We start from the raw sequence: 16,120 nt of genomic DNA on the forward strand, positions 1-16,120 counted from the left end.
ACAGAATTGTCAATAGCCTTGGCTAAAAATTGTGTTGCATTGTGTGTTCACCAATGCGGAAAACACCGCCACAACAACGATAGGAAACCGCCGGAGCTGACGGATTGAGAGAAGGAACAGTCAGGTAATTCAGGCAAATAGAGACGTTGGCTCGCCGAACACGCCTTCGGCACCCTGCATGGCAGAGACGCTGCGGTAGGTTTCATCGGCCTGGCGGGCAAAGCCGGACTGGCCCTGGGCTGTCTCATCCCGTGCCGATTCGGAACCAGGCGCTGGCTCACGCTCGCCTTCACCGACCGCCAGTTCAGACTGCGCCTGCAACATGGTCTGCATGGCCTGGGCCGCTACCGCACGATCCTGCGCTGAGGGTTGTGCCGGCGCCATGGCGGCCGCTCGCACTACACGCATTTTCTCGATAGTTGCCTGCGGATCGCCGGCGACCGGGGAGACATCGATGGGGACTTCACCGCCCACGGCGTACTGGGCACCGTCAGGGCCCCGCTGATAGGTAAACGACATGGCTCCGGCGTACTGACCGCCGACCGCCTGGTGCGCCGCCTCATGGGCCCGAACCTCTCGGTCCCTGGCTTTCAGCTCGCTCAGCTGTTTGAGCTCGGCTTCGGTCAGCCCCTGCAGGTCAGCCTTCGCATCCGCTTCACCATCGACAAATCGGGAGGTTGATCTGGCGTCGGAGGACTGCTCAACACCCCGGGTACGATCATCAGCATCGGTAGAGAAGCCTTCACCAGGCGCTGCCGAGGAAACGCCACTCGGCGGAATGCTGCCGGTCGCGGACGCAACGCCGGTAACCACCGGATAAACAGGGGGGATCGAGGAGAGGATATTCACCGCTCAATAGCCAGGGTCAGGCGCGGATGTCCAGGAGTGTTCCCAGAGTTTCGTCGGCCGTCTTCACAACCTGTGCGGACGCCTCAACACTGCGCTCGTAGAGCGTCATTTCAATCAGTGGCTCAGCCAGATTACCCGCACCCTCAGCAGAACCCTGAGGGCCGTCAACACCGCCACGGGCAATCTTCCGGGCCGCATTTTCCATGCCCGCCATGCCATCTTGGATACCTTGAATACCAAGAGAAAGGGTGTTGTTGATCATGTCTAGGCCACCTATGAGGACGGATTGACTTATTTACTCACAAATCTGGTCAAATTTCAATCAGCGGACGAATATTCAGGAATCTTGCCAGGACTTCCGGCAACTGATCAGCCGGAGTGCCATCCAACCACGGCAAAACACCCAGGCATGGTGCTCCGAGGTGCGTTGTAAGATAGTTAAGGGTGTCCTGCTCACAGCTCATGACTTCCTCTTCGGGATGATTGGCTACCCAGCCTGCCACGAACAGACCATCGGCCCTGATGGCCTCCGCGGTGAGCATGGCGTGGTTGATACAGCCTAGTTTCAGGGGCACAACCAGTACCACATCCAGCCCCAGCTCACGCGGCACCGCTGCGTAGGTTTCCCGATCGTTGAGGGGAACCCGCCAGCCACCAGCACCCTCAATCAGCATCAGGTCAGCGGGTCGAATCTGCAGGCCACGGCAAAAACCCACAAGGCGCTGGGCCGTGATGTTCTTGCCCGCCTGTTGCGCCGCAACGTGGGGGGCAATGGCCGGCTCCAGTGCGATGGGGTTGAGGGCATCGTAGGGAAGCTCTTCGGTAATGGCGGCCTGCAGCATCAGGGCGTCTTCATTACGCAGTCCATCCGGGGTCTGCTCGCACCCTGACGCTATGGGTTTCATCGCCAGCGTGCGTTTACCCAGCTGTCGGGCAGCCTCCAGAATGGCAGCAGCAGCGATGGTTTTGCCCACGCCGGTGTCGGTGCCTGTTACGAAATAGGTTTTCTTTGCCATTTTATGGGGTTCCTGCTGCATCTGTTTGGGGTGCCAGGTGAGGGTGTGGTGCGTCTTTCCTAACCGACACTTTGGTGCTTGGCTGAGGGTGTGGGTACGGCTTTCCGGGACACGCTCAAGACTTCCATGTGCGCTTAGCTTTCGCCATCCATGGCGAAAGATAGTCCCGGAAAGCCGTACCCACACCCTCGCCTCAAACTTCTGTATTTGCCGTCCAGGTATCAATCAACCATTAATAAAGAAGGCAGAATTCTCTTCTAAACGAGCCTTTTCCCAATACAACCAGCCAGCGTGATAACTGGCGATGATCTCGCCATTACCTTGTTTTGGATATGCAGCACACATCGCCTTGAATCGCCCCGGGGCGGTGATGGTTCTGCGGCGTTCTTCGCCTTTGAACACGGCGCCGAGGTGTTTGAGTTCCCGGTTCAGGGCCATGGGGGAATCATAGGGCAAAGCCAGGGTTGCCGCGTCCAGGGTGGAACCAGGGAGTTGCTGGCCAGTTAATCGCTTCCAGTCCGTATGGTGGGTAAAACGGTTAACGTGGGGCCGGCCGGGGTCGGCGTAGGCCCAGGCTTGCTTGAGCTCTTCCAGGGTGCCTGCCAGCAAAGTGGAGATGGCGAGGATGCCGCCGGGTTTGAGGATTCTTTGGCATTCGGCCAGGACGAGTTCCGGGCGGGTGCTCCACTGGATCATCAGGTTGCTGAAGATCAGGTCGGTGCTGTTGTCTGGCACCGGGAGCTGTTCGGCGTCTGCGTTGAGCCAGCGGATGGTCTCGGAGCTGCTGGCTTTGGCCTGTTCCAGCATGCCGGGAGCCAGGTCTGCGCCGGTGATGGCCGCGTTTGGGTATTGGCTCGCCAGTTTGCGGGTGAACCAGCCGGTACCACAGCCGAGATCCAGGATAGTTGCCGGCTTCAGGTTCTCCGGTAGGTGGGCGAGCATGGTGTCGCCCATGGCTTTTTGCAGGCGAGAGGCGCTGTCGTAGGTCTGGCTGGCGCCGCCGAACCCCCGGGCAATACAGGCCTTGCTCCCGGTTCCGCCTTCGGCACGGGTTATTGCCGCCAGATCGCTGTAGGCACTCATACCGCAACAGGCTCCTGAGCGGCCGGCTCCGGCAACAGGGAACGGCACTGGGCCAAAGCTTGCAACAACCGATCAAGCTGCTCTTCAGAATGCGCGGCGCTCAGGGTTACCCGCAACCGGGCTTCTCCTTCCGGCACCGTGGGCGGGCGGATGGCGGTGACCAGTATGCCCTGCTCCTCCAGCGCCCGGCTCAATGCCAAAGCTGCATGGTTATCCCCCACCATAATGGGCTGGATGGGCGTGTGCGACGGCATCAGTTGATAGCCCAGCTGCTGCGCACCGGAACGGAACCGGGCAATCAGGGCCTCCAAATGGGCCCGGCGCTGGTCATCGCGTTCGATCAAATCAATGCTGGCACAGCTTGCCAGCGCCACCGCCGGCGGCATGGCAGTCGTGTAAATATACGTTCGAGCCTTCTGTACCAGATAATCCATCAGCACCTCCGGCCCGGCCACAAACGCACCACTGGTGCCTACTGCCTTGCCAAGAGTACCAATCAAAACCGGCACCTCATCCTCCGACAACCCCGCCTCCTGCACACTGCCCCGCCCCTGGGGACCAAGCACGCCGATACCGTGTGCATCATCCACCACCAACAGGGCATCGTGGGCCTTACACACCCGGGCAAGTTCCTTCAGCGGCGCGATATCACCGTCCATACTGAACACACCATCGGTCACCACCAGCTTGTGCCCAGACGTCTCCGCCAGCATCCGCTCCAAGGCTGCGACATCCCCGTGCCCATACCGCCGAACCCGAGCCCGGCTGAGAATGCAGCCATCAATAATCGACGCATGATTCAAACGGTCCGAAAAAATCGTATCCCCACGCCCCGCGAGTGCAGAAATTACACCCATGTTCGCCATATACCCGGTGGAGAAAAACAGCGCAGAACTGCGCTGGGTAAACGCCGCCAGCCGCAGCTCCAGCTGATGATGGGCATCATGGTGACCACAAACCAGGTGAGAAGCCGCTCCACCCAACCCGGTCTCGGCCAACGCGTCCCGCAGCGCCGCGATATTGCCAGGATGATTAGCCAGCCCAAGATAATCGTTGCTACAGAACGACAACAGCTCGGCCCCGTCCGCCAACAGCTCCGGCTTCTGCGGCCCGGAAACCAGGCGACGAGACCGGTACAAACCGTCCCGTTTACGCTGTTCAATCTCCAGGGCGAAATCACGCATAGAAAAAGTACCTAAATCAGCTGCTGTTGTACGGAATCCACGAACGGCATTTGGCGTGAAGGTCGGGTAAGGTTTTCTGGAACTATAAAGGGCCAGGGATGGCCCGTCCTAAGCGCACATGGACGTCTTGAGCGTGTTTCGGAAAGCCTTGCCCGACCTTCACCCGCACCGCACAGAACGCCCAAAACCAGAAACCTCAGGCAGACTCCCGAGTAGCGTCATAAAACATATGCCGAGTAGCCTCATACTCCACCGCCTCGGCCAATGCCTCAGTCTCCTGCTCCTCGGTAGCACATTGCTCCCGCTGCTCCGGCCGAATCCCCAGCTTGCGGAACAACTGCATATCCGCATCCGCCTCGGGATTGGACGTGGTCAGCAGCTTCTCGCCGTAGAAAATGGAGTTGGCACCGGCCATAAAACACAACGACTGCATCTGCTCATTCATCTGCTCGCGACCCGCAGACAAACGAACGTGGGACGCCGGCATCATAATCCGCGCTACCGCAATCATCCGGATAAAATCGAACGGCTCCAGATCTTCGACATTTTCCAGCGGCGTACCCTTCACCTTCACCAGCATATTCACCGGCACACTCTCCGGGTGCTGCGGCAGATTCGCCAGCTGAACCAGCAAACCAACCCGGTCATCTTCGTCTTCACCCATACCCATGATGCCGCCACAGCAAACCTTCATGCCGGCCTTGCGAACATTATCCAGAGTATCCAGGCGGTCCTGGTAGGTGCGGGTCGTGATGATGTGGTTGTAATACTTCTCGGAGGTATCCAGGTTGTGGTTGTAGTAATCCAGACCGGCCTCAGCCAGTTCCTGAGCTTCTTCCTCCTTCAACATACCCAGGGTCATACAGGTTTCCATGCCCAGGGATTTCACCTGTTTCACCATATCCAGAACATAGGGCATGTCCTTTTTGGAGGGACTACGCCAGGCCGCCCCCATACAGAACCGGGAAGCCCCTTTCTGCTTCGCCGCCCGAGCTTCCGCCACCACCTTCTCAATCTCCAGCAGCTTTTCTTTTTCCAGCCCGGTGTTGTAATGCCCACTCTGGGGGCAATACTTGCAGTCTTCCGGGCAGGCACCGGTCTTGATGCTCAACAGGGTGCTGACCTGCACTTCGTTTGGGTCAAAGTGCTCGCGGTGCACGGTCTGGGCCCGGAATAGCAAATCGTTGAACGGCAGATTGAAAAGATCCCGGGCTTCCTGAAGTGTCCAGTCGTGACGCAGTGCTGTGGCGGTCATGGCAAAGTCCTGTTAACCTTCGCAAGGTTTTTGGTTTACGGATAAACCGAGATGATAAACGGACTGAACCCGCTGTCAACCTTCATTAAACGAAAGGTTAACAGCATGCATAGTGGTGGTGGCTGCGTCAGCTGCCTGTCACCCCACGCACACCATGGGCTGTGCGCTGACTGCCGGGAAGACCTACCGGCCAATCGCTGGCACTGCCACAGTTGCGCCCTGCCCCTGGCGTTTGCCAATCCGGGTATGCGGTGCGGCGAATGCCAGACACTGCCCCCGCCCTTTTCCAGATCGCTGATTCCCTGGCGCTACCAGTATCCGGTGGATGGCATGATTGGCCGTTACAAGTATCAGGGCCATCGTAAGTTCGCGCGCCCGCTGCTAACCGATTTCACGAATTTTCTGGAGCAGAATCTTGAGCCGGAGCAGGTACCGGATGCGCTGGTTCCCGCCCCGATGCACTGGCTCAGGCGCTGGCAACGGGGCTTTAACCAGGCCCAGGACATTGCTGAGTTTGTTGGCGCCCGGCTGGATATTCCGGTCGCGGCCGGGGTGGTGCGCCGGTCGCGACGGGTGAAGGCTCAACGCAGCCTGAATCGGGCCGGGCGGTTACAGAATCTGCGCGGCGTGTTTGAAGTTCGGGGGGCGGTGCCGGAGCGGGTGGCGATTGTTGATGATGTGGTTACCACGGGGGCTACGGTCAGGGTTCTCGCTGATACCCTAAAGAAAGCTGGCGCCCAAGAAATTCAGGTTTGGGCTTTGGCTCGGACTCCCGGGTGAGCGCTTTTCGGGGTTCCGGGAATTTGGTTGGGGATTCTTGTGCTGGCGCAAGCGGTGCTCAGGTAGCCTTTTACGGGACACGCTCAAGGCGTCCTGCTCGCTTAGGACGGGCCATCCCTGGCCCTTTATAGTCCCGTAAAAGGCTACCTGAGCGCCGCGCTAACTTTCTGACTGGCTTCCCCGATAATGTCAGCAGTTCTTCTGTAAAACCTATTTCTGATCATCCAGTAACAACGCCACCTGTTCCGCTATTGCCAGGCAGGACGTTAACCCCGGAGATTCAATTCCAAACAGGTTAACCAGGCCGTGCAGTCCGTGTTGTGCCGGGCCGTCTATGCGGAAGTCGAAGAAAGCGCCATCGGGGCCTGTCAGCTTCGGGCGAATACCCGCGTAGGCTGGCTGAAGCCGGTCAGCTTCGAGGTCTGGCCACCATTGCCGGATGCCTTCGGCGAAGGCGTGAACCCGGTCAGGATTCACCGTGTAGTCTTCCTCGGCAACCCATTCCACATCAGGACCGAAGCGGGCCTGGTTGGCGAGATCCAATGTGAGGTGGACGCCCAGGCCGCTGGGTTCGGGTAAGGGGTAGATCAGGGTGTTGAAGGGGTGTTTGCCGGCATAGCTGAAATAAACACCCCGGGCCAGCCACTGTTTCGGGCGGGCGGCTTCGGGTAGGCCCAGCCATTGCCCGGCAAGCTTGGGGGCGCTCAAACCGGCGGCGTTGATCACCTCAGTAGCCTCAAGTTGTACACGCTGACTGCCACCAAGGGTCAGGGTATGTTGCCGGCCGTCGGATTCAGCGGCCAGCACCGGGCTGTTTAACACCAGCTGCCCGCCCGCGTCTTCCAGCTCCCCCAGTAGCGACAACATCAGGCCGTGGCTGTCGATAATTCCGGTTTCCGGGGACCAGAGACCGGCCCGGGCGTTGATGGCAGAGAGTTGTCGGGTGATGTACGGGCCATCGCGAAGCTGCAATTCGACACCATTGCCCGCCGCCTGTGCCTGGATGCCGGAAAGGCGGTTTGCCTGGGCAAGGTTGGTTGCGATGATCCACTTGCCGCATTTGCGATGACCCACCTTGCGGCTGGTGCAGTAGTCATACAACAGCTCACGGCCCCGAACGCAACAGCGGGCTTTCAGGGAGCCTTGCGGGTAGTAGATTCCGGCGTGGATCACCTCGCTGTTGCGGGATGAGGTGCCCTCACCAAAACGGGAGGCCGCCTCCAGCACCAGAACCTCCCGGCCGGTCAGGGCCAGTTGCCGGGCAATGGCTAGGCCGACCACGCCGGCACCAATGACCACGGTCTGTACGCTAAAACGTTCTTCACTCACGATTACGGGCCATTTATCAATTTCAAACAGGGAAATTACCGCAGATAACCGCTGACTGCATTACCTCTAACCCCAGAACCGTTATACTTCATCCTACGGGTACCAGGATGCACGGAGCAGGGATTATGTCAGACAGGAAGCAGTTCATTACCGTTATGGTGGTTGCCGCGCTGTTCGTTAGCTGGATTGGCTGGCGAGGGTTTGAGGTTATCAGCCTGAACGATCAATTGATGGCCGATAAAACCGTGGCCAGTTACCCATACCAGCACCGGGTGCTCCGGGTGGAAGGGGATACGGCTGTGATCAGCTCGCTGCGCTCCCACTCGGTCTCGACTCAGCAGGCGTTGTCTGCGGTGTTCCCGAGTATGCGTCATCTGGCGGACACCCACCGGGACTGGCAAAGGGCGGAGCGTGAATTGGCGCAGGTCCAGGCCCGGGCCGGCGATATTATTCTGGCAACCTCGGGCGTCAATCGTGTTCGCTGGGAACTGGACGAAAACTGGTATCATCTGCAATCCATGAAATCCCGATACAACACGGCCTTCTGAATTTTATGCAACATGAGCCTCCGGAACTGACAACGTCCACACATCCCTACGATCAACTTACCCCGGAAGTGATCCTGGACGCGCTCGAGGAAGCAGGCTTTGCCGTCAGCGGCCGGCTGTTCGCCCTGAACAGTTACGAGAACCGGGTATATCAGATCGGCCTGGATGATGGTCCGCCGGTGATTGCCAAGTTCTATCGCCCGGGTCGCTGGAGCGAAGCCGCGATCCGGGAGGAGCATGAATTCTCGCTGGACTTGCAACAAGCCGACATTCCGGTGGTCGCGCCGATGGTCATGCCCGGGGGCGATACCCTGGGCCAGCATCAGGCATTTCTGTTTGCGGTGTTCCCCCAGCGCGGCGGGCAGGCACCAGACACCAGCGTCACAGACACGCTGTACCGACTGGGCCAGTGGCTGGGGCAGATCCATAACCTTGGGGCGCTGAAATCCTTCAGCCACCGGCCGGGGTTTGACCTGATCCAGGGGCTGGAAGAGCACAATGCGCTGCTGGTCAACGGAGGCTGGGTGCCGGACGACCTGCGCCCGGCTTGGGACAGCCTGATCCCGGATCTGATTGCCGGCTGCCGCCAGCGAATGGCGGACGCGGGAACCGTTGATACCCTGCGAATTCACGGCGACTGCCATGCCGGCAACATTCTGTGCCGGGACGAATCCATGCTGTTTGTAGACCTGGATGACTGCCGCACAGGGCCGGCCGTGCAGGACATGTGGCTGCTGCTTAACGGCGAAGCCTCCGAACGCGGGGCGCAGCTCGGCGAGTTGATTGAAGGCTATGAGATGTTCCGGGACTTCAACCGCCGGGAACGCCATCTGATTGAGCCCCTGCGGTGTTATCGGCAAATCGCCCATTGCGCCTGGCTTGCCCGGCGCTGGGAAGATCCGGCCTTTCCACGGTTCTTCCCCTGGTTTGCCCAACCCAGATTCTGGTCAGACCAGATCCTGGCCCTGCGCGAACAACTTTCCGCACTTCAGGAACCGGCCATCAGCCTGCCTGGGCAATTCTGATCATCATTCAACGAGGTATCCATGAGCGATAACGACGAAGCCCGTTATACGGTCCGCAGCCTTATAGTGACCGGCATAGCCGCCATCATCGGCACCGTCCTGGTGCTGGAGGCCACCGGCCGCATTGATCATACTGAACACAAGGACCATGTGCCGGTCGGCGACTTCAAGGCTATTCATATCCAGCCCGGCGACAGCTTCCGGATGTCCAGAAAGTCCTCTGAGCTGCACGCTGTGTGCGAGAACGGCTACCTTGCCATCGCCGCCGATGTCGATCCATCCTTTCGGGGTATCCTGGTAGATTACAAGAACCGGGGTGTACGCTGCCAGCGGCCCTCTCCCACGGACCTGGCCCCGGCCAAAGGTTCTGAAGAGGACGGCGATGAGTAAGGGCAAATCCGGGGCACCAGAGCAGCTGACCGATCGCCTGTTCGCTACCGAACGCAACCCCGAGGATTTCCGGTTTGATGCTTCTGTGGCCAGGGTGTTTCCCGACATGATTCGCCGCTCGGTGCCCGGCTACACCACCATCATCCCGATGATCGAGGTGATTACCGAGCAATACGTGCAGCCAGGTTCCCACTGCTACGACCTGGGTTGTTCCCTGGGCGCGTCCACCCTGGCCATGCGCCACGGCATTCCCCACCAGGACTGCACCCTCGTCGGTGTCGACAACTCCAGCGCCATGATCGAGCGCTGCGAGCACTACATCGCACTGGATGACCACGAACTGCCGGTTACCCTGCGCTGCGAGGACATTCTGGAGACAGAACTGAGCCAGGCCTCGGTAACCACATTGAACTTTACCCTGCAGTTCGTACCACCGGAGCAGCGGCTGGCCCTGCTTACCCGGATTGCCGAGGCAACCCTGCCAGGCGGCGCTCTGATCCTGTCTGAAAAAATTCGCTTTGAATCGGAAACCGAGCAGGATATCCAGACGCGGCTGCACCACGAGTTCAAGCGCGCCAACGGCTACTCCGACCTGGAAATAAGCCAGAAGCGGGCCGCGATCGAAAAGGTCTTGATTCCGGAAACCCTGGCCGCCCACCGTGACCGGCTCATACAGGCAGGCTTTGATCAGGTACTGGTGTGGTACCAATGCTTCAACTTTGTTTCCATACTGGCCCTCAAGAAACGTTGATCCCAGGACATAACCGACCCCATGGCATTTTTCGACTGGCGAGCGAACTTCCTCCCGTTCATCAACTCCCTGCAACAGTCCGGGCATGAGCTCTGGGCAGAGCGGCTTACCCGCCAACTGATTGCCCGGTTTGAGGACAATCCCCACGGCGACCTGCCCCGCTGGCAGGGTGCACTGGATCTGTTGCCGGAGGTGCCGGGCGCCGCCGGCGACCTGAGCCGGTCCGCCGTCACCCTGTTCTCGGCCGAGCCGCTGGCTCCGGAGCAGAGCGCTAACCTCGAGCACGGTCTGCGGGGCCTGATGCCCTGGCGCAAAGGCCCATTCGAGTTCTTCGGCACCCACATAGACACCGAATGGCGATCAGACTGGAAATGGGACCGGGTTGCTCCTCACCTGTCAGACCTCAGGGGCAGAACCATTCTCGACGTTGGCTGTGGCTCCGGCTACCACTGCTGGCGCATGGCGGGGGCTGGCGCCGGGCGAGTGGTGGGTATCGACCCGGGCCTGTTGTTCATGTTTCAGTTTCTGGCAGTCAAGGGCTATCTGGGCGAGGTGCCGGTGGACCTGCTACCGGTGCGCATGGAGGATCTACCGGACAACCTGCAGATGTTCGACACCACGTTTTCCATGGGCGTTCTGTACCACCGTCGGTCGCCCCTGGATCATCTACTTGAACTCAAGGGCACACTCCGCCCGGGCGGCGAACTGGTGCTGGAAACCCTGGTGGTGGATGGGCCGGAAGGCTTCAGCCTGATGCCGGAAGACCGTTACGGCCAGATGCGCAACGTCTGGTTCCTGCCCAGCTGCCCCACCCTCCTTCGCTGGCTGGACAGGACCGGGTTCCGAAATGCCCGGGTGGTGGATGTCAGCGACACCACCACCGAAGAACAGCGGCAGACGGACTGGATGCGTTTCAACTCTCTGGCCGATTTTCTCGACCCAAACGATTCGAGCAAAACCATCGAAGGCTATCCGGGACCCAAGCGCGCAACCATCATCGCCGAGAAGCCCTGACGTAATACCCGAACATAAAAAACCGCCTGAGGCGTGACAGCCAAAGGCGGTTTTTTTGTTCTTCGAGCTTACTCTCCGAACGGATGGCGCAGAGTGATGGTCTCCACCCGGTCAGGGCCCGTGGAGATAATATCGATCGGCGCTTCAATCTGCTCCTCCAGGAAGCGGATGTAGGCCTTGGCATTCTCTGGCAGCTGGTCAACGGTGGTCAGGCCTACCGTGCTCTCGCTCCAGCCCGGCAGCTCTTCATACACCGGTTCAATATCCTTGTAGCTATCGCAACCAATGGGCGGGCGGGTAATCTCACCATTCGGTGTCTTGTAGCCAACGCACACCTTCACCGTTTCCAGGCCATCCAGCACGTCCAGTTTGGTCAGGCAAATGCCAGACACGCTGTTGATCTGGATGGCGTGGCGCAGGGCCACCGCATCAAACCAGCCACAACGGCGGGAGCGGCCGGTGGTGGTGCCAACTTCGTTACCTTTTATCGCCAGGTGCTGGCCCATGTCGTCAAACAGCTCGGTCGGGAAAGGACCTGAGCCAACACGAGTGGTGTAGGCCTTGGTAATGCCCAGCACGTAATCCAGGAACATCGGGCCAAAACCGGAGCCCGTGGCGGTGCCGCCAGCGGTGGTGTTGGACGAGGTAACGTACGGGTAGGTACCCAGATCGATATCCAGCAGAGAGCCCTGAGCACCTTCGAACAGGATGTTTTCGCCGCGCTTGCGGTAGTCGTGCAGAATATCGGTGACATCTGCAGACATGGGCAGGATTTCCTCACCCATCTGCTTCAATTCGGCCAGGGCCGCATCGATGTCTTCCGCCTCTTCCTTGAAATACTCGGTCAGCACGAAGTTGTGGTAAGACATGATTTCCCGCAGCTTTACTTCAAAGTCTGCCAGATTGCACAGATCGCCCAGACGCACGCCACGGCGTGATACCTTGTCTTCGTATGCGGGACCAATACCACGGCCAGTGGTGCCAATCTTTTCGTTACCCTTGGCGCGCTCGCGGGCCTGATCAATACGCACGTGGGTACGCAGGATGATCGGGCAGGCCAGGCTGATCTTCAGGCGATCGCGCACGGCCACACCGTTGGCTTCCAGTTCACGGACTTCTTTCAGCAGGGCCTCCGGTGACAACACCACGCCATTGCCAATCAGGCACTGGACATTCTTCCTGAGAATACCGGAAGGGATCAGGTGCAGCGCTGTTTTCTTGCCCTCGATCACCAGTGTGTGTCCGGCATTATGGCCACCCTGAAAGCGCACCACCGCAGCTACTTTGTCTGTCAGCAGGTCAACAATCTTGCCCTTGCCTTCATCACCCCATTGGGTGCCCAGCACAACAACGTTTTTACCCATGATTCTCTCTCAATTCAGACGAGCCGAAGGCTCAAGTCCTGCACATTAATCCAGTGAAACCGACACCTGGCGACTCAGGCCAGTGCCTCGACAACCCACTTACCATCCTTTTTGACCAACTGACGATCACAGCCACGCTCGGCTGGATTGGTGTCAGTGTCATCGGGCAAGGCCCGTACCACCGTTTCCGTCATTCTCAGGCCGGAGATCACACCTTCAAGGGCTGAATCCGTCTCCGCAGGTGCCCAGATGGCACCAGACCTTTTGGACGGACGTTCCCCCAGTGACACCAGGGCCCGGATATCGAGACTGAATCCTGTGGCAGGGCGAGCCCGGCCAAAATCACTGCCGATGGCATCGTAACGGCCGCCTTTGCCCACCGCATCACCATGGCCGGGCACATAGGCCGCGAACACCAGCCCGGTGTGGTAGTTGTAGCCACGCAGTTCGCAGAAATCGAAGCCAAGACTGACCTCTGGATAATCCCTGGCCAGCATCTCTGCCACCCGCCCCAACTGATCCAGGGCCGCATCCAGGGCGGTCGAGGCGCCGCTGAGAATCGAGCGAGCCTCGTCAAGTGCTTCCACGCCCCCGCTGACCCGGGCAAGCTCACGCAGGCGTGCACCGCCCGAACCGGCAGGGCAATCGCCCAGGAGCGCATCCAGCTCAGGCACCGATTTGCGTGCCATGGCATCGAAGACGGCCGCTTCGGTGTCCCGATCAAAGCCTGCCTCGGTGATCAGGCTCTCGTAAATCGATACATGGGCCAGATCCATATGCACACGGCGCAGGCCCGCAACCCGGAGCGCTTCCAGCATCAGACTGATCACTTCAAGATCGGCGGCTTCCGAGGCACTGCCAAACAACTCGCAACCGGCCTGGATCGGCGTTCGGCCGGTCAGCATATGGCGCGGACGGGTGTGCAAGACATGGCCGGCATAACAAAGCCGGGTGATGCCTTCTTGCCCCAGGGTATGGGCATCGATGCGCGCCGCCTGTGGCGTCATGTCGGCGCGCACGCCCATCATGCGACCGGTCAACTGGTCGGTGAGCTTAAAGGTTTGAAGTTCCAGGTCGTGGCCCGTACCGGTAAAGAGGGATTCAAGGTATTCAATGAGCGGCGGGATAACCAGCTGGTAACCCCAGCGCTGGCAGGTATCCATTACATCCCGTCGCAGGGATTCGATCTGTCCGGCCAGCGGCGGCAAAATGTCTTCCACCCCGTCAGGCAGTAACCAGCGATCAGATACAGTCATGAGATTCTGTTGTCCGTTTTTCCCGCGCCGGCAAAACACTCCGGGGGAATGACTCAGGATTTAGGATGCCAGGGGCTGAAAACCCAAAGCAAAACCGGCGAAATTCTACACCGTTGGCAGACACAAAAAAACCGGAATACCGAGGTATTCCGGTTTTTTGATCTTCAGAGCCGATCAGTTGGCGCCCATCGGGTCCTTCAGGAAGCGCATGAATGCGCTGTCGGAATCGATCACCATGATGTCATCCTTGCCCGAGAAGGTATTGCGATAGGCCTGCAGGCTGCGATAGAAGCTGTAGAATTCCTCGTTGGAACCGTAAGCATCTGCGTAGATCTGCGCAGCTTCACGATCACCGGCACCGCGGGTCTGCTCGGCTTCAGCAAACGCTGTGGCCAGAATAACCGTCTGCTGGCGATCTGCATCAGCCCGGATACCCTCGGCCAGCTCCTGGCCCCGGGAACGGAATTCCTGGGCCAGCTTCTGGCGCTCAGCAGCCATCCGGCGGAAGACGTTCTCACTGACCTGCCCCGGCAGCTCAATCGCTTTTACCCGGATATCCAGGACTTCGATACCGAACTCTCCAACCACGTTGGAATTCACCCGGTCACGAAGCGTGTTCATAAGCTGATCCCGCTGGCCGGATACCACTTCGTGCATGGTGCGAACACCGAACTCATCCCGCAGGCCATTATCGACCCGAGACAGAATCAGAGACCGAGCCCTGAATTCATCCCCGCCCGTGGAGCGGTAGAACTGATCCACGTTACGGATGCGCCACGCCACGTAGGAGTTTACGTCCAAAGGCTTCTTTTCCACCGTCAGGTACTGGCGAGACGGCAGGTCCATGGTCAATACCCGGATATCGAACTCGCGGATCTGGTCAATCACCGGCACCTTGAAGTGCAGGCCTGCCGGAATGTCGGTCTGAACCAATTCACCGAACCGCAGTTTAACGCCCCGGTGGGTTTCCGGGATGATGTATACACTTGACAGCACAAGCAGGACAACAATCAGAGCGCCTGCAAGGCCCACAACAGCTTTGGGTCCCATAACTTATCTGCTCCTCCGAATGTTGGTGTCCTGACGCGAGCGCAGCTCTTGCAGCACCTGGTCCGTCAGCATGCCGATATCGGCCTGGTTGCTGCCGCCAGATGAGCGGGAGCTGCTTGATGAACCACCAGTGCCTTGCATCAGACGATCCAGAGGCAGGTACATCATGTTGCCGCTGCTCTCGGTATCGATGAAGATCTTGCTGCTGTTCGCCAACACCTGTTCCACCGCCTGAATGTACATGCGTTCGCGGGTAACCGCCGGCGCAATTTCATACACTTCCAGCAGCTGAGTGAAACGAGAGCTCTCACCTCGGGCACGCTCAACCACTTCTTCCAGATAGGCGTTGGCCTCCTCGATCAGGCGCTGGGCCTGGCCGCGAGCCTCCGGCACGATCCGGTTGCGGTAGGTTTCCGCCTCTTCCTTCAGCCGCTGCTCGTCTTCCCGGGCACGCTGCACTTCACGGAAGGCATCCTGCACCGCAGAGGGTGGCTGGGTGCTTTCAACGTTGACCCGGACAACTTCAAGACCGGCGCCATATTCACGAAGAAAGCTCTGCAGGCGCTGCTCGACACGAATAGCGAGTTCAGCACGCCCTTCAGTCAGCACCTCATCCAGAGTGGAGCTACCCACTTCGTGACGCAGGGCGCTGTCAGTGGCAAACGACAGGGCTTCGTTAGAATCCCTGACGTTGAGAACGTAGTCACGGGCATTGCCTACCCGATACTGAACCTGCAGATCAACCGTTACCAGGTTTTCATCCATGGTCAGCATCTGGCCACTGGACTGGGCGGTACGAACGTTGGTTACCCCAACCTTGTACACCCGATCAATCAACGGCACCTTGAACCTCAAACCCGGGTTCTCAGTGGTGCTGTACTCACCAAACCGGAGAACAACAGCCCGTTCCTGTTCGTCTACGGTATAGAACGACTGAAACACCACATAGCCAAGCGCCAGGATAGCTGCCAGCGCAATGACGGCACCAAACCCGCCAGCACTGCCACCGGAGCTGCTACCGCCGGAATTGCCTGAGTTGCCACCTTTGCCACCCAGCATCCTGTTCAGCTTTTCAAGGCCTTTTTTCAGCGCCTCATCCAGGTCCGGTGGCCCCTGATCATTGCCGCGACGACCACCCCCGGTTCCCCAGGGATCGTTGTCGTTACGGTTTCCACCCGGTTCATTCCAGGCCATAGTTCTCTCCGTTCATGTATTATCGAATGGCT

The 16,120-nt window shown here is 59.2% G+C and carries 17 protein-coding genes; 6 read left to right on the forward strand and 11 right to left on the reverse strand.

All coding sequences use genetic code 11. The annotated features are described in order from the left end of the window. Positions 1-129: 129 nt before the first annotated feature. From FIV08_RS13465 to bioB, 6 genes are all read right to left on the reverse strand, one after another. Positions 130-849, reverse strand: a complete 720-nt coding sequence (locus FIV08_RS13465; protein WP_228715420.1) for a putative metalloprotease CJM1_0395 family protein — start codon at positions 847-849, stop codon at positions 130-132. A 16-nt stretch (positions 850-865) separates the two neighbouring features. After that, positions 866-1,111 carry a flagellar basal body rod C-terminal domain-containing protein gene (locus FIV08_RS13470; protein WP_072676701.1) on the reverse strand — a complete coding sequence of 82 codons (246 nt, stop codon included), beginning with the start codon at positions 1,109-1,111 and terminating at the stop codon, positions 866-868. Positions 1,112-1,160: 49 nt separating this feature from the next. Then, on the reverse strand, positions 1,161-1,865 hold the full coding sequence (bioD, locus tag FIV08_RS13475) for a dethiobiotin synthase (protein WP_072676700.1): 705 nt from the start codon (positions 1,863-1,865) through the stop codon (positions 1,161-1,163). A gap of 225 nt (positions 1,866-2,090) precedes the next feature. Then, on the reverse strand, positions 2,091-2,948 hold the full coding sequence (bioC, locus tag FIV08_RS13480; RefSeq protein WP_152438696.1) for a malonyl-ACP O-methyltransferase BioC: 858 nt from the start codon (positions 2,946-2,948) through the stop codon (positions 2,091-2,093). Continuing rightward, the gene (gene bioF, locus FIV08_RS13485) at positions 2,945-4,132 is read right to left on the reverse strand and encodes an 8-amino-7-oxononanoate synthase (RefSeq protein ID WP_152438697.1); all 1,188 of its coding nucleotides are present in this window, start codon (positions 4,130-4,132) and stop codon (positions 2,945-2,947) included. The genes bioC and bioF overlap by 4 nt, the downstream gene beginning before the upstream one ends. Before the next feature lie 196 nt (positions 4,133-4,328). After that, positions 4,329-5,387, reverse strand: coding sequence for a biotin synthase BioB (bioB, locus tag FIV08_RS13490; protein ID WP_072676697.1), 1,059 nt, complete (start codon positions 5,385-5,387; stop codon positions 4,329-4,331). Between the two features lie 51 nt (positions 5,388-5,438). Between bioB and FIV08_RS13495 the strand changes: the two genes are divergently transcribed. After that, a complete protein-coding gene (locus tag FIV08_RS13495) occupies positions 5,439-6,167 on the forward strand; it encodes a ComF family protein (RefSeq protein ID WP_152438698.1) in 729 nt (242 codons plus the stop codon). A 210-nt stretch (positions 6,168-6,377) separates the two neighbouring features. On the opposite strand, the gene FIV08_RS13500 is transcribed toward FIV08_RS13495, so the two are convergent. After that, complete coding sequence (locus FIV08_RS13500) at positions 6,378-7,496, reverse strand: NAD(P)/FAD-dependent oxidoreductase (protein ID WP_152438699.1); 1,119 nt, start codon at positions 7,494-7,496, stop codon at positions 6,378-6,380. A 125-nt stretch (positions 7,497-7,621) separates the two neighbouring features. Between FIV08_RS13500 and FIV08_RS13505 the strand changes: the two genes are divergently transcribed. Genes FIV08_RS13505 through cmoB form a run of 5 tightly spaced genes read left to right on the forward strand, consistent with a single transcriptional unit; the run spans position 7,622 to position 11,224 of the window. Then, positions 7,622-8,044, forward strand: a complete 423-nt coding sequence (locus tag FIV08_RS13505; RefSeq protein ID WP_058092060.1) for a hypothetical protein — start codon at positions 7,622-7,624, stop codon at positions 8,042-8,044. Positions 8,045-8,049: 5 nt separating this feature from the next. Continuing rightward, positions 8,050-9,069 carry a serine/threonine protein kinase gene (locus tag FIV08_RS13510; protein WP_152438700.1) on the forward strand — a complete coding sequence of 340 codons (1,020 nt, stop codon included), beginning with the start codon at positions 8,050-8,052 and terminating at the stop codon, positions 9,067-9,069. Between the two features lie 21 nt (positions 9,070-9,090). Continuing rightward, a complete protein-coding gene (locus FIV08_RS13515; RefSeq protein ID WP_152438701.1) occupies positions 9,091-9,459 on the forward strand; it encodes a kinase in 369 nt (122 codons plus the stop codon). After that, positions 9,452-10,210: a carboxy-S-adenosyl-L-methionine synthase CmoA gene (gene cmoA / locus FIV08_RS13520; protein WP_152438702.1), complete on the forward strand. Its 759-nt coding sequence runs from the start codon at positions 9,452-9,454 to the stop codon at positions 10,208-10,210. The genes FIV08_RS13515 and cmoA overlap by 8 nt, the downstream gene beginning before the upstream one ends. Positions 10,211-10,231: 21 nt before the next feature. Continuing rightward, the gene (gene cmoB / locus FIV08_RS13525; RefSeq protein WP_152438703.1) at positions 10,232-11,224 is read left to right on the forward strand and encodes a tRNA 5-methoxyuridine(34)/uridine 5-oxyacetic acid(34) synthase CmoB; all 993 of its coding nucleotides are present in this window, start codon (positions 10,232-10,234) and stop codon (positions 11,222-11,224) included. Positions 11,225-11,292: 68 nt separating this feature from the next. Here the strand turns inward: cmoB and FIV08_RS13530 are convergent, their stop codons facing one another. The 4 genes from FIV08_RS13530 to hflK form a co-directional block, all read right to left on the reverse strand. Beyond that, positions 11,293-12,588 carry an adenylosuccinate synthase gene (locus tag FIV08_RS13530; protein WP_152438704.1) on the reverse strand — a complete coding sequence of 432 codons (1,296 nt, stop codon included), beginning with the start codon at positions 12,586-12,588 and terminating at the stop codon, positions 11,293-11,295. Between the two features lie 74 nt (positions 12,589-12,662). Next, entirely contained in the window at positions 12,663-13,844 is a 1,182-nt protein-coding gene (locus tag FIV08_RS13535; protein WP_152438705.1) for an ATP phosphoribosyltransferase regulatory subunit, read from the reverse strand. A 174-nt stretch (positions 13,845-14,018) separates the two neighbouring features. Beyond that, positions 14,019-14,894: a protease modulator HflC gene (gene hflC / locus FIV08_RS13540; protein WP_061331575.1), complete on the reverse strand. Its 876-nt coding sequence runs from the start codon at positions 14,892-14,894 to the stop codon at positions 14,019-14,021. 3 nt (positions 14,895-14,897) lie between these two features. Next, positions 14,898-16,088, reverse strand: coding sequence for an FtsH protease activity modulator HflK (gene hflK, locus FIV08_RS13545; RefSeq protein ID WP_106694986.1), 1,191 nt, complete (start codon positions 16,086-16,088; stop codon positions 14,898-14,900). Between the last annotated feature and the right edge of the window lie 32 nt (positions 16,089-16,120).

Origin of the sequence: Marinobacter sp. THAF197a, assembly GCF_009363275.1 — a bacterium.
GTDB lineage: Bacteria > Pseudomonadota > Gammaproteobacteria > Pseudomonadales > Oleiphilaceae > Marinobacter.